This window comes from Pseudomonas sp. B6002, from assembly GCF_013385985.1.
Classification (GTDB): domain Bacteria; phylum Pseudomonadota; class Gammaproteobacteria; order Pseudomonadales; family Pseudomonadaceae; genus Aquipseudomonas.
In genome coordinates this window covers 1-19,102 of record NZ_JACAOY010000012.1, presented here as the reverse complement: position 1 = coordinate 19,102, position 19,102 = coordinate 1, and the positions used below count along the sequence as shown (strand labels likewise).

The 19,102-nt window shown below is 62.1% G+C and carries 16 protein-coding genes; 5 read left to right on the top strand and 11 right to left on the bottom strand.

Annotated features, from left to right (window positions below; genetic code table 11):
• Positions 1-45: 45 nt before the first annotated feature.
• From purH to HX792_RS16280, 10 genes are all read right to left on the bottom strand, one after another.
• On the bottom strand, positions 46-1,653 hold the full coding sequence (gene purH, locus HX792_RS16325) for a bifunctional phosphoribosylaminoimidazolecarboxamide formyltransferase/IMP cyclohydrolase (protein WP_176997052.1): 1,608 nt from the start codon (positions 1,651-1,653) through the stop codon (positions 46-48).
• Positions 1,654-1,735: 82 nt separating this feature from the next.
• The gene (gene fis / locus HX792_RS16320) at positions 1,736-2,056 is read right to left on the bottom strand and encodes a DNA-binding transcriptional regulator Fis (RefSeq protein WP_002555375.1); all 321 of its coding nucleotides are present in this window, start codon (positions 2,054-2,056) and stop codon (positions 1,736-1,738) included.
• A complete protein-coding gene (gene dusB / locus HX792_RS16315) occupies positions 2,053-3,066 on the bottom strand; it encodes a tRNA dihydrouridine synthase DusB (protein ID WP_176997051.1) in 1,014 nt (337 codons plus the stop codon). Before dusB ends, fis begins: the two co-directional genes overlap by 4 nt.
• Before the next feature lie 185 nt (positions 3,067-3,251).
• Positions 3,252-4,520: a DUF3426 domain-containing protein gene (locus HX792_RS16310; RefSeq protein ID WP_176997050.1), complete on the bottom strand. Its 1,269-nt coding sequence runs from the start codon at positions 4,518-4,520 to the stop codon at positions 3,252-3,254.
• 30 nt (positions 4,521-4,550) lie between these two features.
• Positions 4,551-5,429 carry a 50S ribosomal protein L11 methyltransferase gene (gene prmA, locus HX792_RS16305; protein ID WP_071491599.1) on the bottom strand — a complete coding sequence of 293 codons (879 nt, stop codon included), beginning with the start codon at positions 5,427-5,429 and terminating at the stop codon, positions 4,551-4,553.
• A gap of 380 nt (positions 5,430-5,809) precedes the next feature.
• Positions 5,810-7,171, bottom strand: a complete 1,362-nt coding sequence (gene accC, locus HX792_RS16300; protein ID WP_176997049.1) for an acetyl-CoA carboxylase biotin carboxylase subunit — start codon at positions 7,169-7,171, stop codon at positions 5,810-5,812.
• 17 nt (positions 7,172-7,188) lie between these two features.
• Positions 7,189-7,653 carry an acetyl-CoA carboxylase biotin carboxyl carrier protein gene (gene accB, locus HX792_RS16295; protein WP_010213489.1) on the bottom strand — a complete coding sequence of 155 codons (465 nt, stop codon included), beginning with the start codon at positions 7,651-7,653 and terminating at the stop codon, positions 7,189-7,191.
• Between the two features lie 24 nt (positions 7,654-7,677).
• Positions 7,678-8,133, bottom strand: coding sequence for a type II 3-dehydroquinate dehydratase (gene aroQ, locus HX792_RS16290; RefSeq protein WP_056860456.1), 456 nt, complete (start codon positions 8,131-8,133; stop codon positions 7,678-7,680).
• A gap of 296 nt (positions 8,134-8,429) precedes the next feature.
• Positions 8,430-9,473, bottom strand: a complete 1,044-nt coding sequence (locus HX792_RS30645; RefSeq protein ID WP_371319364.1) for a methyl-accepting chemotaxis protein — start codon at positions 9,471-9,473, stop codon at positions 8,430-8,432.
• 971 nt (positions 9,474-10,444) lie between these two features.
• Positions 10,445-12,115: a PleD family two-component system response regulator gene (locus HX792_RS16280; RefSeq protein WP_176997047.1), complete on the bottom strand. Its 1,671-nt coding sequence runs from the start codon at positions 12,113-12,115 to the stop codon at positions 10,445-10,447.
• A gap of 299 nt (positions 12,116-12,414) precedes the next feature.
• Between HX792_RS16280 and HX792_RS16275 the strand changes: the two genes are divergently transcribed.
• The 5 genes from HX792_RS16275 (at position 12,415) to HX792_RS16255 (ending at position 17,741) form a co-directional block, all read left to right on the top strand.
• Entirely contained in the window at positions 12,415-13,482 is a 1,068-nt protein-coding gene (locus HX792_RS16275) for a DUF2333 family protein (RefSeq protein WP_176997046.1), read from the top strand.
• A 2-nt stretch (positions 13,483-13,484) separates the two neighbouring features.
• Positions 13,485-14,021 (top strand): NUDIX hydrolase, encoded by a 537-nt coding sequence (locus tag HX792_RS16270; protein ID WP_176997045.1) that lies wholly within the window; start codon positions 13,485-13,487, stop codon positions 14,019-14,021.
• A 281-nt stretch (positions 14,022-14,302) separates the two neighbouring features.
• On the top strand, positions 14,303-14,674 hold the full coding sequence (locus HX792_RS16265) for a translation initiation factor Sui1 (RefSeq protein ID WP_176997044.1): 372 nt from the start codon (positions 14,303-14,305) through the stop codon (positions 14,672-14,674).
• 143 nt (positions 14,675-14,817) lie between these two features.
• Positions 14,818-16,731: an arginine decarboxylase gene (gene speA, locus HX792_RS16260; protein ID WP_176997043.1), complete on the top strand. Its 1,914-nt coding sequence runs from the start codon at positions 14,818-14,820 to the stop codon at positions 16,729-16,731.
• Positions 16,732-16,847: 116 nt separating this feature from the next.
• A complete protein-coding gene (locus HX792_RS16255) occupies positions 16,848-17,741 on the top strand; it encodes an alpha/beta hydrolase (protein ID WP_176997042.1) in 894 nt (297 codons plus the stop codon).
• Here HX792_RS16255 and HX792_RS16250 read toward each other — a convergent pair.
• Entirely contained in the window at positions 17,686-19,023 is a 1,338-nt protein-coding gene (locus tag HX792_RS16250; RefSeq protein WP_176997041.1) for an MATE family efflux transporter, read from the bottom strand. The genes HX792_RS16255 and HX792_RS16250 overlap by 56 nt on opposite strands.
• Positions 19,024-19,102 lie beyond the last annotated feature (79 nt).

Here is a 19,102-nt window from a genome sequence, read left to right as displayed (position 1 = left end):
TTCAAAGGCCCCATCGCCGGCAAGCCGGCTCCTACAGTCGTGCTTTTAGTGACGGAAGTGGCGCATACCGGTGAAGACCATGGCGATGCCGGCTTCATCAGCAGCAGCAATCACTTCTGCGTCGCGCATCGAGCCGCCTGGCTGGATCACGGCGGTCACGCCGGCTTTCGCCGCGTTGTCCAGGCCGTCGCGGAACGGGAAGAACGCATCGGAGGCCATCACCGAGCCCGCCACCTGCAAACCGGCGTGCTCGGCTTTGATCGCGGCGATACGCGCCGAGTTCACGCGGCTCATCTGGCCGGCGCCGACACCGATGGTCTGGCGGTTCTTGGCGTAGACGATGGCGTTGGACTTAACGTACTTGGCGACTTTCCAGGCGAAGATCAGGTCGTTGATCTCTTGCTCGGTCGGGGCGCGCTTGGTCACGACTTTCAGGTCTTCGCTGCCGATCATGCCGATGTCGCGGCTCTGTACCAGCAGGCCGCCGTTGACGCGCTTGTAGTCCCAGGCAGCAGCGCGGTCAGCCGACCACTCGCCGCAGGCCAGCAGGCGCACGTTGGCTTTGGCGGCGACAATGGCACGGGCCTCTTCGCTCACGCTTGGGACGATGATCACTTCAACGAACTGACGGTCGACAATCGCCTTGGCGGTTTCAGCGTCCAGCTCACGGTTGAAGGCGATGATGCCGCCGAAAGCCGATTCAGTGTCGGTGGCGTAAGCCAGTTCGTAGGCCTGGCGAATGCCGCCTTCGGCGTCCGGGCTGACGGCCACGCCGCACGGGTTGGCGTGCTTGACGATCACGCAGGCCGGCTTGACGAAGCTCTTCACACATTCCAGCGCGGCGTCGGTGTCGGCCACGTTGTTGTAGGACAGCTCTTTGCCTTGCAGCTGGGTCGCGGTGGCGATGCCCACTTCGGCGGGTTTGGCTTCAACGTAGAACGCCGCGCTCTGGTGCGGGTTCTCGCCGTAGCGCATTTCCTGGGCCTTGATGAACTGGCTGTTGAAGGTGCGCGGGAACTGGCTGCGGCCTTCGGTCGACAGGGTTTCAGCCGCCTGGTTAACCGTGCCCATGTAGTTGGCGATCATGCCGTCGTAGGCCGCGGTGTGTTCGAATGCCTTGAGCATCAGGTCGAAACGCTGGGCGTAGGTCAGGCCGCCGGCTTTCAGGCTTTCCAGCACGTTGGCGTAGTCGCTGGCGTTGACCACGATGGCCACGTCTTTGTGGTTCTTGGCTGCCGAGCGCACCATGGTCGGGCCGCCGATATCGATGTTCTCGATGGCCGTCGGCAGGTCGCAGCCTGGCTTGTTGATGGTGGCTTCGAATGGGTACAGGTTAACGGCCACCAGGTCGATCGGCTTGATGCCGTGCTCGGCCATGATGGCGTCGTCGGTGCCGCGACGGCCAAGGATGCCGCCGTGGATTTTCGGGTGCAGGGTCTTGACCCGACCGTCCATCATCTCTGCGAAACCGGTGTAGTCCGCCACTTCTACTGCGGCCACGCCGTTGTCCTGCAGCAGTTTGAAGGTCCCGCCTGTGGAGAGGATTTCCACGCCCAGGGCTTCCAGCTCCCGGGCAAATTCGAGGATGCCGGTCTTGTCGGAAACGCTGATCAAGGCGCGGCGGATCGGCAGGCGGGTAGTCTGGTCGGTCATTTCAATTTCCATCAAAAGCAAAGGAGTCAGCAAAAAAGGCGACCGTTTTTTACGCGGGCGCCTTTCTGGTTTGATTGAATGCTTACAGCAAATCGTATTGTTTGAGCTTTTTGCGCAAGGTGCCACGGTTGAGGCCCAGCAGCTCACTGGCTTTGGTCTGGTTGCCCTTGACGTAGTTCATCACGCTTTCGAGCAGCGGCGCCTCGACTTCGGAGAGCACCAGGTTGTACACGTCCGTGACGGAAGCGCCCTCAAGGTGGGCGAAATAATTGTGCAGCGCCTTCTCGACACTCCCGCGAAGGGTCTGGCCTTCTTCGCTCGGCGTGTTGAGGTGCTGTTTCAAATTGACGTTGTCGCTCACGGGTGTTGTTCCACTCACTAAAGTCTCGGTCATCATCGTCATGCGGCCACCCCCTCTCCGTCCCCTGTCCCCAGGCTCTTGTAACGCTCGCTGAAGAACTCACGAACGTTGGCGCACTGTGCTTCCGTATCATCCAAACGATTGAAGTGGGCGCGAAACTCCCTGGCGCCCGGCAGGGTTGCGAGATACCAGCCGACATGCTTGCGAGCAATGCGTACTCCCATCACGTCCCCATAGAAGGCGTGCAGGGCGGCCAGATGCTCTAGCAGAATACGTTCCACCTCGATCAGCTCCGGTGCCGGCAACACGTCGCCGGTACGCAGAAAATGCTCGATCTCACGGAAAATCCACGGCCGCCCCTGGGCGGCCCGGCCTATCAACAGACCATCGGCACCGGTTGCGTCGAGTACGCGCCGGGCTTTTTCGGCTGAGTCGATATCGCCATTGGCAAAGACCGGCATCGACACCGCCTGCTTGATCGCGGCGATGGTGTCGTACTCGGCTTCACCGGTGTAAAGGTCGGCGCGGGTGCGGCCATGCACCGCCAGCGCTGTAATTCCTGCCTGTTCGGCGATCTTCGCCACCGTCAGGCCGTTCTTGTTGTCCCGGTCCCAGCCGGTACGGATCTTCAGGGTGACCGGCACATCGACTGCGGCGACAACGGCCTGCAGGATCTCGGCAACCAACTGCTCATCTTTCAACAGGGCGGAACCGGCGGCCTTGTTGCAGACCTTCTTGGCCGGGCAGCCCATGTTGATGTCGATGATCTGTGCGCCCAGCTCCACGTTGGCTCGGGCCGCGTCCGCCAGCATCTGTGCATCACCACCGGCGATCTGCACCGAGCGGGGCTCGGGATCACCTTCGTGGATCATGCGCATGCGCGATTTGCGGGTGTTCCACAAGCTCATGTCGCTGGTGACCATTTCCGAGACTACAAGACCTGCGCCCAAACGCTTGCACAGCTGACGAAAGGGCTGGTCGGTGACACCCGCCATCGGGGCGAGAATCAAACCGTTTTGCAATGTGTATGGGCCGATGCGTACCGCCGACATAGGACTTCCCTGTTGTGGGGCCGGATCATTAGAGTTCGAAAAAGGGTTGGCATGATACCCGCTCTCGATGACTGGATAAAGGCTGAATTGGATAAAATCTGAACAGTTATTTCTTTATCGCCGTCGGTTTGGTCGAGCACGGCAAAGTCAATATGCCGCCGTCAAACCTTCGTGCATGAACCGGTTCACTCGGGCGAGTGGAAGCTCAGGCTGTAATTCACGGCTTTGTTGCCTGGATCCAGGATATCGAGGGAGATGTGGATCGGTGTCTGCGATGGCATTTCGCTCACGCCGGCCAGTTCACCGTTGAGGTATTCGGCAGGCTTGAAGCGACGACTGGCAATCAGGTTGCCGTTCAGGTCGGCAAAGCGCAGTTCCAGCAGCGGGAAGGGCTGGGAGAACGTGGCGCGGTTATAGATGATGGCGTCCACCACCAGCGCCCCGGCGAAGTCCGGGTGGCTGCGCACCACGAGGTTGCTGCTCTTGATATGGGCGATATCCACCCGCGATGGCACCGTACACCCCACTTTCGGGCACAGTTCCTGGAACCACGGGCGGTAGGCGTCCTGGCGGGCCAGGTCGTCGAATTGATAGGCGATGTACTGGCCCGCCAGACCGGCGGCAGCGATCAGCACCAGCAGCAGCCAGATCAGGCGGCGGCCCCAGCCCGATGGACGCTTTTGTGCGTACAGGTGCAAGGGGTCGTCTTCAAGGTCCTGCAGCACATCGTCGTGAACGCTGGCAGGGCCGCGTGCCCGTTGTTTGCGACGAGGCTGGGGGCGCTCTTCGGGCTCGGCGTCGTCCTCGCCGTGGGTGACGGGGCTGAAGGGCGGGTCGATGTCTTCGTCGTCCACGGTCGAGCGCAGGGTGGGCTCATCGTCGAGGTCATCGATGTGCAGCGACATGGACGGTTCGGTGCGCTGCCTGGCCGCAGGTGCCTTGGCTGGTTCAGGCTCGATCTCGGCGGCGGCGGCGCGCTCTTCGGGTGGTTCGCTGAAGAGGCTGGCGGCCCATTTCTCTTCTTCGGCCTTGACCGAATCGCGGCTGGCGCTGAGGGGCTCTTCCTTTTGCCGACGATCGGCGCCCGGCTGACGCCGGTCTGCGCCAACGGGCAGGGTGTGCTGAATCTCGCGGCGTTCCAGCTTGGCCAGTTCTTCGTCCAGGTCCAGGTTGTCCAGGTCCAGCTCTTCGGCCGTCCACTGCTTCTGGCTGATGGCTCGCGGTGCCTGCGGGGTGGCTTCAGGCGCAACGTCGGGCACTGGCTCGGCGGCAACCGGCTTCTGCGCTTCGGGGGCCGATGCGCTGGCGCGTTGCTCCAGCAACTGGCGAGCCGCGTTGAACACTTGCAGGCACGAGCCGCAGCGCACCACGCCACGGGCCACGCTCAACTGGGCGTGGCTGACGCGAAAGCGGGTCTGGCAATGCGGGCACTGGGTGACGAAACTGTCGGTCATGCGGCCATCCGATTCAGGCAAGCGCTCATTCTAGCGCCGACGACCGCTGATGCGTACCCAGCCATCACGGTTGGCGATAGGGTCCAGCTCGAAATCCTTCGCATAGGCCGCGGCGACGTCTTCGCCTTGCTCAGCGAGGATGCCCGACAGCGCCAGGCGCCCGCCCGGCTTGACCAGGCTCGACAGTTGCGGGGCCAGGGACACCAGCGGGCCGGCGAGGATGTTCGCCACCAGCACATCGGCCTGCACCTGCGGCAATTGCTCCGGCAGGTAGAGCGGGAATTTGCCTTCAGGGATGTTGTTGCGCCCGGCGTTATCGCGGGAGGCTTCCAGGGCCTGCACGTCGATGTCGGTACCCACCGCCTCTTTGGCGCCCAGCAACAGTGCGGCAATCGCGAGGATCCCCGAGCCGCAGCCGAAGTCCAGCACGTGGCTGTCGGTCAGGTCCTGGCCATCCAGCCATTCCAGGCACAACGCGGTGGTGGGGTGGGTGCCGGTGCCGAACGCGAGGCCCGGGTCCAGCAGCAAGTTGACCGCATCCGGTTCCGGCGCGGCGTGCCAGCTTGGCACGATCCACAGGCGCTGGCCGAAACGCATGGGCTGGAAGTTGTCCATCCAGCTGCGTTCCCAGTCCTGGTCTTCGATGACTTCGCTGTGATGCTCGGGCAGCGGGCCGCCGGTGAGCAGTTCCATGTGGGCCAGTACGCTGGCGGCATCGGTGCCGTCTTCGAACAGGGCCAGCAAGTGGGTGTGGGACCACAGCGGGGTGGTGTTGAGTTCCGGCTCGAAGATCGGCTGGTCTTCGGCGTCCATGAAGGTTACCGATACAGCGCCGACTTCGAGGAAAGCGTCTTCATAGGTTTCGGCTTGTTCTGGGCTGATGGCGAGACGGACTTGCAGCCAAGGCATGGCGGGCACCTTTGAAAAAATTGAATGTGCAGCGCAGCGGGGCTGCGAAAGGGCGCAAGTTTACGCGAGCGGCGGGAGGGGTGTACACATAACAAATGTGGGAGCCGGGCTTGTGTGGGAGCTGGCTTGCCTGCGATAGCATCACCTCGGTATTACTGATACTCCGAGGCGACTGCATCGCGGGCAAGCCCGACTCCCACACAAGCCCGCTCCCACAGAGGAATGTATCCATCCTGAAATTGTAGGAGCCGGCTTGCCGGCGATGGCGGCCGTGAAGTTGATGCAGGGCTTGCGGGCCTATCGCCGGCAAGCCGGCTCCTACACGTAAGTGGCCACCCACAAAAAAACCGCCCGAGGGCGGCTTTTTTGTGGGTGGTCACTTACTGGTTAGCCAGCTTGTGTTCCAGGTAGTGAATGTTCACACCACCTTCGCAGAAGCCTTCATCACGGACCAGGTCCCGGTGCAGCGGGATGTTGGTCTTGATGCCGTCAACCACGATTTCGTCCAGGGCGTTACGCATACGGGCCATGGCCTCGTCGCGGGTGGCGCCCCAGGTGATCAGCTTGCCGATCAGCGAGTCGTAGTTGGACGGAACCTTGTAGCCGCTGTACAGGTGCGAATCCACACGTACGCCGTTGCCGCCGGGCGCGTGGAAGTGCTTGACCAGGCCAGGGCTTGGGATAAAGGTTTTCGGGTCTTCGGCGTTGATCCGGCACTCCAGGGAGTGGCCGTGGATCTTCACGTCGTCCTGGGTGAAGGACAGCGGGTTGCCAGCGGCGATGCTCAGCATCTCCTTGACGATGTCGATACCGGTGACCATCTCCGAAACCGGGTGCTCTACTTGCACACGAGTGTTCATCTCGATGAAGTAGAAGCGGCCGTTCTCGTAGAGGAACTCAAAGGTACCGGCGCCACGGTAGTTGATGTCGATGCACGCCTTGACGCAGCGAGCCAGAACTTCCTGGCGGGCTTTTTCGTCCAGGCCCGGTGCCGGGGCTTCTTCCAGTACCTTCTGGTGGCGACGTTGCAGCGAGCAATCGCGGTCACCCAGGTGAATGGCGTGGCCCTGGCCGTCCGACAATACCTGCACTTCCACGTGACGTGGGTTGGTCAGGTATTTTTCCAGGTAGACCATCGGGTTGTTGAACCAGGCGCCGGCTTCGGAGCGGGTCTGCTTGGCGGCTTCGATCAGGTCTTCTTCCTTGTGCACCACGCGCATGCCGCGACCACCACCGCCACCGGCGGCCTTGATGATCACCGGGTAACCGACTTCGCGACCAATGCGCAGAGCGGTTTCCTCGTCCTCAGGCAGTGGGCCGTCGGAACCTGGAACGGTGGGTACGCCGGCCGCGATCATGGCTTCCTTGGCGGAGACCTTGTCGCCCATCAGGCGAATGGTCTCGGCTTTGGGGCCGATGAAGGTAAAGCCGGATTTTTCCACCTGGTCGACGAAGTCGGCGTTTTCCGCGAGGAAACCGTAGCCTGGGTGGATAGCGGTAGCGCCGGTCACTTCTGCCGCGGCGATGATGCTTGGGACTTTCAGGTACGAGTTCGTGGCCAGTGGCGGGCCGATGCAGATGCTTTCGTCCGCCAGTTTCACGTGCATCAGTTCCGAGTCGGCCGTCGAGTAAACAGCGACGGTCTTGATGCCTTGTTCCTTACAGGCGCGCAGGATTCGCAGGGCGATCTCACCGCGGTTGGCGATCAGGACTTTTTCCAGTTTCTTCGCAGGTTTCAACATCGAAGGCACTCCGCGGTTCAAACGATGGTGAACAGCGGCTGGTCGTACTCAACCGGCTGACCGTTTTCTACCAGGATGGATTCGATGACGCCGGCTTTTTCAGCCGTGATGTGGTTCATCATCTTCATCGCTTCAACGATGCAGATGGTGTCGCCCACTTTCACGGTTGCGCCGACTTCAACGAAGGCTGGCGAGGTCGGTGCCGGGGTGCGGTAGAAGGTACCGACCATTGGCGACTTGACCACGAAACCGTTCAGCGCAGGCGCGGCCGGGGCGGCAGGTGCAGCGGCGGCAGCAGGCGCGGCGGCCGGAGCAGCAGCGGCTGGAGCCGGTGCTTGCATTTGCGGTGCGTAGAACTGTTGAGCCGGGGTCTTGCTGTGACGGCTGATCCGTACGGACTCTTCGCCTTCCTTGATTTCCAGCTCGTCGATACCGGATTCTTCCAGCAGTTCGATCAGTTTCTTAACTTTACGGATATCCATGAATCATCAACTCCCAAGGGTCGGTCAGGGGCGCTTGGCCGGTTGTTCAAGTTGTTCCAGGGCGGCCTCCAGGGCCAGTCGGTAACCGCTGGCGCCAAGGCCGCAGATCACACCTACCGCAACGTCGGAGAAGTAGGAGTGATGGCGGAAAGCTTCGCGTTTGTGCACGTTCGACAAATGCACTTCGATGAATGGGATGCTCACCGCCAGCAGCGCGTCACGTAATGCAACACTTGTGTGCGTAAAAGCGGCGGGATTGATCAGGATAAAGTCCACGCCTTCGCCACGCGCGGCGTGGATGCGATCAATCAATTCGTACTCGGCATTGCTTTGCAGGTAGAGCAGATGGTGGCCGGCTTCACGGGCCCTGCGTTCCAGATCGAGGTTGATCTGTTCCAGGGTGACTGCCCCGTAGACGCCCGGTTCACGGGTGCCGAGCAGGTTCAGGTTGGGTCCGTGTAGAACCAGAAAGGTCGCCATCGGCTGTTCCTTGTTATTGATGTGGGTACGGCAGAACCCGGCGACTATGCCGCAAAGCCTTTGTGACTGTCCAGTTCTATGCAGTAGGCAGCACGATTAGCGAGGATAGCGCGAAATTTGTGACTGTGGCCTCGTATCCGGTCATTGGAAACACGGTGATGAGGTAGACGCAGATCAATGTGGGAGCTGGCTTGCCTGCGAAAGCGGTATGTCAGCGCCGGATAGGTTGCCTGATCCACCGCTATCGCAGGCAAGCCAGCTCCCACAGGTTGATCTCTATTTGATTCGGGATCGCGTCACACGCGGAAGGCTTTCACCGCCGTGTTGAGATGCCCACCCAACACCAGCAAATGCTCACCCTGGCTACGGCCCTGCCCGATACGCAGCAGGTTGTCCTCGCCCAGCTGGTGAATTCGCTCACTGTTGTCACGGATTTCACTGACGGCACCACTCTGCTGCGCGGTCACATCGGCGATGCGCACGGCGGTTTCAGAAATGGTCTGAATCGCGCCGACGATTTCATCCAGCGCACCATCGGCCGCCTGGGCCTGCTGGGCCGTGGCTTCGGCATGTTCAACCTGGGCGCGCATGCCTTCCACCGATTGGTGGGCGGCGCTTTGCAGGCCGGCGATCAGGGTCTGGATTTCGGCGGTGGCGCCTGCGGTACGCTGGGCCAAGGAACGCACTTCGTCGGCCACCACGGCAAAACCACGGCCGGCCTCACCGGCGCGGGCGGCTTCGATGGCGGCGTTGAGGGCCAGCAGGTTGGTCTGGTCGGCAATCGAGCGGATCACCGTGAGTACACCGCCGATGGTGGCGGACTCTTCGGCAAGTTTCTCGATCATCTGCGCATTTTGCTGCACTTCACCCACCAAGGCATGCAGCCCGGTCAGGCTCAAACCGATGACCCGCTGGCCGTGCTCCACCGCCTGGCCGGCACTGCGGCTGGCACCGGCCGCCTGGCTGGCATCGCCCGCCACTTGCTGGATGGTCGCCTCCAGTTCGCCCAGGGAATCACGGATCTGCGCGGTATCCCCGGCCTGGCGTTCGGCGCCGTCATGCAGGCCGCTGCTCAGTTCCGCCAGCGCGCGGCTGCTGCCGGCGACTTCTTCGGCATTGCCGCGAATCGTGCCCACCAGGTCCACCAGGTAGGCTCGCAAGCGGTTAAGGGACGCTTCTATATCGTGCAACTCGCGGTTGGTCTTGCCCAGGGCGATCGGCTGGCTGAAGTCGCCTTCGGCCCAGGTCGACAGGGCCGGGGCCAGGTTGGTCAGCACGCGGGCCAGGCGGCGTTGCAGGGTGTCGATCAACAGCGCGATCAGCAGGATCAGGCCGATCATCACGCCCTGCATCAGGCGCACTTCGCCCTGGATCTTGCCGTGCTGGGCACGCACCACGGGTTCCAGGCCGGCGATGGCTTCCTGCACGGCCTTGATTTTCAGGTGGGTGGCGGTGGCCAGGTCAGCCCGTTGCTGGATCTGGTCGCGGGTGCGCTTGAGTTCGGCGGGGTAGCGGGTCAACAGGCTGTTGAGTTCGCGCTTGAGGTCGACGCCGGTGTCTTGGGCGACGGTTTTTTCGCTGTTTTCCAGGCCCATCATGGCCGAGAAATCATCGCTGCTCGATTCGGCGGCGGCGGTCACCCCCAGCAGTGGCAACTGCGCCAGCAGGTCAGCCTGGGCGCGGATGTTGGTGATCTCGCGCTCCACATCATCGGCCAGCTCGGCGCGGCCGCTGCTCACCAGCTTGCCGCGGGCCAGGGACAACTTGCCCAAATGCTGGGACGCTGCCAACAGCGGCGGCAGGTAGCGCGCAGCCTCAGGTGTATTCACGCCTATGGCGTACTGGCTCAGTTGCTCCAGGTTCGCGCCCAGTTCGCGTTCGGCTTGCAGCAGCAAGGCTTGCGGGTCGCCCGCCAGCTTGCCAGCGGCCAGCAGGTCGGTTTTGCTGAAACCATCGAGGTCTACCAGGCTCGGGCGCAGGCTTTGCGCCAGGTCGACCGGCAAATCGTCGAGGTGCTGCAACAGGTTTTCCAGGCTTTGGCTGGCACTGCTCAAGCGCAGGGCGTCGCCGCTGGCCAGGTAGTCGTCAATGTTGCGCGCGGCGTGGTTCTGAAAATTCTGGGACAGGCCCAGGTAGCGTTCCATCAGCAAGTACGGCCGCTCCAGCGCCCGTTGCGACCACCAGAGTGTCGCCCCAAGTGCCAGGCACACGGCCACTAGAAGGAGGGTATTGAGATTGGTCAGCAGCTTCAGGCGCATGCGTGGTTTCAACCGACAGCAAAAGATAAGTGCCTGAAGTTATTGCGTTTTCATTACAAGGTTATGACGGAATCAGTGGATTCCGGTGAAAAGGTGGCACTTTGCTTTGACGTGCGTGCGGCTTGCACGCGGTTGCGCCCGGCATCCTTGGCGCGGTACAGCGCCTCGTCGGCCTGGGCCGCCATCATCAGGCTGTCGGAACCGTCGCACAGCTCCACCAGGCCAGCACTGAAGGTGCACCACAAATCCTGCGGTTGGGCGGGGTAGTGGATTTCGGCAAAGCGCCCGCGAATTTCATCCAGCACCTTGCAGGCCGATTCCAGGTCAGTGTCGGGCATCACGATGGCGAACTCTTCACCGCCGTAGCGCCCTATATAGTCGGTCTTGCGCAAACGCTGCTTGAGAAACAGCGCCAGGCTTTTGATCACGCGGTCGCCCATGGGGTGGCCGTGGCTATCGTTGACCCGCTTGAAGTGGTCGATGTCGAGCATGGCAAAGCTCAGCGGCTTGTTCTCGCGACGTGCGCGGAAGCTGCAGTCTTCGAGCAATTGCAGGATATGGGTGTGGTTGTACAGGCCCGTCAGGCTGTCGCGCACCATTCGCGCTTTCAGGTTGCGCGCACGGGCGGCGCGGTTGCGCACGGTAGTGATCAGGTGGCGCGGCTTGATCGGCTTGGTGAGGAAGTCGTCGCCGCCTTCGCTCATGGCGTCCAACTGTTTATCCAGGTCGTCCTCGGCCGACAGGTAGATGATCGGCACGCTGACATAGCGGTCATTGTGGCGGATCACCTTGGCCAGTTCAGTGCCGGTACAGGCGGGCATATACATGTCGAGGATGATCAGGTCGGGCTGGAAGTCCGCCAGCTCGGCCATGGCCTGGATCGGCTCGATCAGTGTGCGGGTGACGATGCCGGCGCTGTTGAGCAGGCGCTCGGTGTGCAGGGCCTGGGCCCGGGAGTCGTCGATGATCAGCACTTTGTAGGGGTCGTACTGGGCGACGCAGGTCAGCACTTCGATCTTTTCCAGCAGGCTTGAGGCTTCCAGCGTGCCGGTGAGGAACTCCTGGCCCCCGGCGCGCACGGCGGCCAGGCGGGTTGGGGTGTCGGTTTCGTGCAGACTGAAGAACAACAGTGGCAGCTTCTGCTCCAGGCCTTCCTGGGCTTCGGCGGCCAGCGTGAGGCCCAGGCCGGTGCCGCAGAAATCCACGTCCATGACAATCGCCGAAGGCAAGCGCTCGGCCATCGACGCACGGAACGCCGCCACGCTGTCCAGGGACTGGGCGCTCATGCCGAAGAATTCCAGCTGCTTGGCCAGGCGCTCGGCGCGGTCGTGATCGGCCAGCATCACGTAGATCGGCTTGCGCATCGGCGGCAGGAAGGTTTGTTCCAGCTGGTCGCCCTGGCGCAGGCCGGTGCGGGACAGGCGTTGCATCAAGCGGTTGAGTTCGGTGATCAGATGGCTGCTGAGGCGCCCGCGGTTTTCATCCACCGCCTTGAGGGACTCGCCGATATGCCGCGCCAACTGGCCGTGTTCCGGTTGTTCGAAACGCTCGGCAAAGCGCAGCAGGCGCAAGTTGGCTTCGCTGAGTTCGGACAAGTCTGCGTTCGACCATTCACTGCGTTGCAGGCGCTGCCAGATCTCAAGAATTTGACGTGCCTGATGAATTACCCGCTGGGCAAAATGGTGCTTGAGACGCTCACGGCTGGGGTCTTCTGGCTCGGTCATATCCTGACTACTAGTTAGGGTGCATGCTGAGGTCGACTGATGGCTCTATGCTAGCACCTCTTTTCTGTTACATGAGTGTCATACGTCAATTAAGTACGTGTCTGTGTGATTCAGTTTTTGACCTCATGGTCGCGCAGCGTAAAAAGCGTGCATCCTTTATAGTCGAACATCTCTCGCACGCCACTTTCGGTTAAAAGCCCCGCGCCGATGGGCACGATGGGGTAGGGTTGTGGTCGGAGTGTTTGAACGCACCCGGACCATTGACGTGCATGAACTCAAGTGATTGAAAGGATATCGCCATGCTGGACTGGAAAAACCGCGAAGGCACTGCCAAAGGCCCCGCCCCTGAGCCCAAGTCGGCCAACCGCAGCTATTTTCGCAACCTGCTGATGAGCAAGGCCTTGCTTAGTGTGCTGGGTCTGTACCTGCTGGTGACCGGCGCCCTGGGTTGGTACTGGAGCGAAGAACCGGCGCTGTTCCCGGTCCAGCAGAACGCCCAGCTGGCCGCCGAGAAGGAAGGCAAGCAGATGGTGGTGGGCTTCACCACCGTCGAAACCCTCAAGACCGTGGTCGGCACTTTGCTGAACAAGCCCGGTGGCTACATTTCCAACGACCGTTTCCCGCCAGGCCTGTGGATGGACAACATGCCGAGCTGGGAATACGGCGTGCTGGTGCAGGTGCGCGACCTGACCCGCGCCCTGCGCAAAGACTTCGCCCGTTCGCAGTCGCAGTCGGCTGAAGACGCCGACCTGGCCAAGGCCGAGCCGCGTTTCAACTTCGACAACAAGAGCTGGGTGCTGCCGTCCAGCGAGTCGGAATACCAGGAAGGCATCAACTCCCTGAGCCGCTACGAAGCGCGTCTGTCGGACCCGAACCAGAAGGGCGCGTTGTTCTATGCGCGTGCCGACAACCTGAACAACTGGCTGGGTGATGTCGCCACTCGCCTGGGTTCGCTGTCGCAACGCCTGTCGGCGAGCGTGGGTCGCGTCAAGTTGAACACGGCGCTGAAAACCGAGGCCCTGGCCCCGGGTGAAGTGCCGCAGGTCGATGAAGAAGTGGTGGAAACCCCCTGGATGCAGATCGACAACGTGTTCTACGAGGCCCGTGGCCAGGCGTGGGCCTTGTCTCACTTGCTGCGCGCCATCGAAGTGGATTTTGCCGATGTACTGGCCAAGAAAAACGCCACCGTCAGCGTGCGCCAGATCATTCGTGAGCTGGAAGCCTCGCAGGAGCCGGTATGGAGTCCTATGATTCTTAACGGCAGTGGTTTCGGTGTACTGGCGAACCACTCGCTGGTCATGGCTAACTACATTTCCCGGGCCAACGCTGCAGTGATCGATTTGCGTCAGCTCCTCAACCAGGGTTGATGATGGACGCCACTCAAAAAGAGGCCGCGCACCGTGCGGCCTCCGATGCTGAACTGATCTGCTGGGTCGACGAGCAGGACAACCTGCTCGGCGCCCTCGTTCGCGCCGACCTGCGCCAGCGCGGCCTGATTGGCCGTTGCACCTTTATCTTCCTGTTCAATTCAGCCGGCGAGCTGTGTGTGCATCGGCGCACCCTGAGCAAAGCCATGTATCCCGGGTTCTGGGACACGGCAGCGGGTGGGATGGTGGCGGCCGGCGAGAGCTACGCCGATTCGGCAGCCCGTGAGCTTGAAGAAGAGTTGGGCGTCGGCGGGGTGGTGTTGACCGAGCACGACCATTTCTATTTTGAAGATGGCGACAGCCGGCTGTGGTGCAAATCCTACTCGGCGGTCTGGGATGGCCCCCTGCGCCTGCAGCCCGAAGAAGTCATGGAAGCGCGCTTTCTACCCCTTGAAATTGTCCTGCAGGAGGCCGAACAAAAGCCCTACTGCCCGGACGCTCAAGAGGGGTTGCGGCGTTATCTCGCTTCACGTCGCTAAAGTTGCATAAATTGGCGCCATTTGGCTCTTAGCAACGGGGCTTTTTGCCGTTACACTGCGCGACTTTTCACCCGTACCACCCAGCTTCACCCCGTATTCACTGTAGGAGCCGGCTTGCCGGCGATGGCGTCCTCAAGATCGCCATCGCCGGCAAGCCGGCTCCTACAGGTAGGGTTGAACCCTGGTGGTACGGTAGCGCTGCCCCTGCCTGAGTGGGGCTTCGCGGTCGGTCACCTCTTTGCAGGGGCCGATCAGTCTTTGTCCTCCCAAGAGGATTGCCGGTGGCCAAAAAAGCCGCATCCTTCGCCGCCCTTGGTGGCCTGGTATTTTCCACCGACGCAGGTCGACACTGCCCGGACTGTCGTCAGCCCGTGGATTCGTGTACCTGTAAACAGACCCTGATCCCCCAAGGCGACGGTATTGCCCGCGTGCGACGCGAGAGCAAGGGCCGTGGCGGCAAGACGGTGACCACCATCACCGGCGTGCCGCTGGCCGAGGATGCCCTGAAAGAACTGGCCACCACGCTGAAAAAGCGTTGTGGCACCGGCGGCGCGTTGAAAGACGGCGTCATCGAGATCCAGGGCGATCACGTCGAGTTGCTGTTGGCCGAGCTGATCAAGCTCGGGTACAAGGCCAAGAAGTCCGGCGGCTGAAAGCCTCTTCCCGACCTGTGTCTAAACTCTGTCCTGCGTGTGGGGTCCTACCTTCCACGCAGGCAAATCGTCATTTTCATTCTTTAGACTGCGCCAGCCTCAGAGAGGGGCGGTGCCTTCGACTTCATTTATAGGGGACTTCGATGTCCGTACGACGCACACGCAAAGACGATGGCAGCCAATGGACAGTTGCGGACAGCCGCAGTGTTTACGGGATTCGCCATTGGGGGGGCGGGTATTTCGCGATCAATGATGCCGGTCGCGTTGAAGTCCGTCCGAACGGCCCGAACAGCACGCCCGTCGACCTGTACGAGCAAGTCGACGAGCTGCGCAAGAGCGGCCTGTCATTGCCGCTGCTGGTGCGCTTCCCCGACATCCTGCAAGACCGTGTACGCCAGCTGACCGGCGCCTTCGATGCGAACATCGAGCGCCTGGAATACCAGAGCAAGTACACCGCGCTGTACCCGATCAAGGTGAACCAGCAGGAAGCGGTGATCGAGAACATCATCGCCACCCAGAACGTCTCCATCGGCCTGGAAGCCGGCTCCAAGCCCGAGCTGCTGGCCGTGCTGGCCCTGGCGCCGAAGGGCGGCACCATCGTCTGCAACGGTTACAAGGACCGTGAGTTCATCCGCCTGGCGCTGATGGGCCAGAAGCTGGGCCACAACGTGTTCATCGTGATCGAGAAAGAATCCGAAGTCGGCCTGGTGATCGAAGAGGCGGCGAGCCTCAAGGTCAAGCCACAGGTTGGCCTGCGCGTGCGTTTGTCGTCGTTGGCGTCGAGCAAGTGGGCGGACACCGGTGGCGAGAAGTCCAAGTTCGGCCTGTCGGCGGCGCAACTGTTGTCCGTGGTCGAGCGCTTCCGCGCGGCGGGCCTGGATCAGGGCATCCGTCTGCTGCACTTCCACATGGGCTCGCAGATCGCCAACCTGGCGGACTACCAGCACGGCTTCAAGGAAGCCATCCGTTACTACGGCGAACTGCGCAACCTCGGCCTGCCGGTGGACCACATCGACGTCGGCGGCGGCCTGGGCGTGGACTACGACGGTACGCACTCGCGTAACGCCAGCTCCATCAACTACGACATGGACGACTACGCGGGCGTGGTCGTGGGCATGCTCAAGGAATTCTGCGATGCGCAGAGCCTGCCGCACCCGCACATCTTCTCCGAAAGCGGCCGTTCCCTGACCGCCCACCACGCCATGCTGGTGGTGCAGGTCACCGACGTCGAGAAACACAACGACGACGTGCCGGAAATCGAAAACAAGGAAGCCCTGCCGGAAACCGTGCAATGGCTGGTGGACCTGCTCGGCCCGACCGACATCGAGATGGTCACCGAAACCTACTGGCGCGCCACCCACTACATGAGCGACGTGGCCGCACAGTACGCCGACGGCAAGCTGACCCTGGCGGAAAAAGCCCTGGCCGAACAGTGCTACTTCGCCGTGTGCCGCCGCCTGCACAACTCGTTGAAAGCCCGCCAGCGCTCGCACCGCCAAGTGCTGGACGAACTCAACGACAAGCTGGCCGACAAGTACATCTGCAACTTCTCGGTATTCCAGAGCCTGCCGGACACCTGGGCCATCGGCCAGGTATTGCCGATCCTGCCGCTGCACCGTCTCGACGAAGAGCCGCTGCGCCGTGCCGTATTGCAAGACCTGACCTGCGACTCCGACGGCAAGATCAAGCAGTACGTCGACGAGCAGTCCATCGAGACCAGCTTGCCGGTACACGCCTTGAACGAAGGCGAGGACTACTTGCTGGGTATCTTCCTGGTGGGTGCTTACCAGGAGATTCTGGGTGACATGCACAACCTGTTCGGTGACACCGACTCGGTGAACATCTACCAGCGTGAAGACGGCTCGGTGTACAGCGCCGGGATCGAGACCCACGACACCATCGAAGACATGCTGCGCTACGTGCACTTGTCGCCGGAGGAGTTGATGACGCACTACCGTGACAAGTGTGCGAGCGCGAAGATCAGCGCGAGTGAACGTACCCAGTTCCTCGACGCGTTGCGCCTGGGCCTGACCCGTTCGTCGTACCTGTCTTCCTGACAACACCGACCTTGTAGGAGCCGGCTTGCCGGCGATGAGGCCCTTGAGACGTGCAAGTATTTCAAGGACGCCATCGCCGGCAAGCCGGCTCCTACAGGTGATAGTCGAGGTGAATGATGTCGAGCAAGCTCCTGCAAGCGTTCACCCTGGCACTCGCCGCCTTCCTGGCAGCCTGCTCCCCCATCAATGTGCTCAACGCACTCACCCCCTCCAGTACCTTCACCAAAACTTCTGCCATTGCCTACGGCACTGATCCCCGGCAGAAACTCGATATCTACCGACCCGCCCCGGCGATCTCCAATGCCCCGGTCGTGGTGTTTTTCTATGGCGGCAGCTGGAACAGCGGCTCAAAGGACGACTACGGTTTCGTCGGTGAAGCCCTGGCCTCACGCGGTATCGTCGTCGTTATTGCCGACTACCGACTCTACCCGCAAGTGCGTTACCCCGCCTTTCTCCAGGACGGCGCCCAGGCGGTGGCCTGGACCTACAAGCACATCGCTGGGTTCGGCGCCGACCCAAAACAGCTCTACGTGATGGGCCACAGCTCCGGCGCCTATAACGCGTCGATGCTGGCGCTGGATGCGCGCTGGCTGAATGAAGTGGGCTTGTCGCCTTCGGTGTTCAAAGGCTGGATCGGCCTGGCCGGGCCGTATGACTTCCTGCCGATTGAGAACAGAGATGTGCGGCCGGTGTTCTTCTTCCCGGACTCACCGCTCGACTCCCAGCCGATCAACCACGTCAGCGCCGGTGCGCCGCCTGCGCTGTTGCTCGCGTCCACCGACGACAGCCTGGTCAACCCAACGCGTAACACCGATGGCCTGGCGAGCAAGTTGCGCGCCGCTGGCGTGCCCGTCCAAGTGTCCTATTTCACCAAGACCAGCCATGCGACGTTGGTGGCTTCAATCTCCCGGCCGCTACGCTGGCTGGCGCCGGTGCTGGACCGTGTGACCGCGTTTATCCAAGCCACTGATTCTGCCGGTTCAGGCGCCACGCAATCGCCCACAAAGTAAGGCTGCGCAGGGCCATGAACAGCAGGAAGGTGATCCACAGCCCATGGTTGCCCAGGCCCTGCAACGTCCAGGCGAATGGCAACGTCAGGGCCACGGTGAGCAGCATGCCGTTGCGCATCTCCCGCGCTCGGGTGGCGCCAATGAACAAGCCGTCCAGCAGGTAACTCCACACTGCAATCAGTGGCAGCACCGCCAGATACGGCAGGTAAATGTCGGCGGTTTCGCGCACGCTGGGGATATCGGTCTGCATGGCGATAAACAGGTGCCCGGCGAAGGTGAACAGCAAGGCAAAGCCGAGGCTGGCGATCAGCGACCAACCTCCGGCCACCACCAGTGAACGGCGCAGGGATTGGCGGTCATGGGCGCCGATGGCGTGGCCGCACAGGGCTTCGACGGCATGGGCCAGCCCGTCTAGCGCGTGGGCTGTCAGTAGCAGGCCATTGAGCAGCAGCGCATTGGCCGCCACGGTGGCATCGCCCAGGCGTGCGCCCTGCACCGTGATCATGAAAAACACCGACTGCAGCGCCAGGCTGCGGATAAAGATGTCGCGGTTCACCGCCAGCAGCGGGCGCCAACTTTCCCAGACCTTCAGCGCCGCCCAGGCAATATGCCCCGGGTAGGCGCGCAAGGCCTTTTGCGTGAGGGCCAGGCCGAGCAGGGCGCCGGTCCATTCGGCCATGACCGACGCACGCGCCGAGCCGACAACGCCCCAGTCCAGTCCCAGGACGAACCACAGGTTCAGGGCGATGTTCACCAGGTTGGTGGTCAGGAGAATCGCCAACGGTGCACGGGCGTTTTGCGTACCGAGGAACCAGCCGACCAGCGCATAGCTGGCCAGCGCGGCGGGCAGGCCGAACAGGCGGGTGTGGAAAAATTCGCGGGTGAGTTCATTGAGTTCGGGGGAGGGTTGCATCCATTCCAGGGCCAGGTGGCTCAAGGGAATGCCCACCGTGCCCAGCAGCATCGCCAGCCCCAGCGCCAGCAACAGGCCTTGCAGCAGGATCTGCCGCAGCGCCGCGCCGTCATTGCGCCCGGCGGCCTGGGCGGCAAAACCGGTGGAGCCCATGCGCAAAAAGCCCATGGCCCAGGCGAGAAAGGTGTACAAGCTGGCGCCGACGGCCACCGCACCCAACTGATGGGCATGGGGCAGGTGGCCGATGACCATGCTGTCGACCAGCGCCACCAACGGCACCGAGATGTTCGACAGGATCATCGGCGCGGCCAGGGCCCAGACGCGGCGATGGGTAGGGCGGTGGCGCCAGTCGTTAAGCAGGGCAGTCATCAAGGCTCCTCGGTGGAGCGGCATTGTAACCGCCCCTCCCTCACACCGCAGAACCAATGTAGGAGCCGGCTTGAACTGG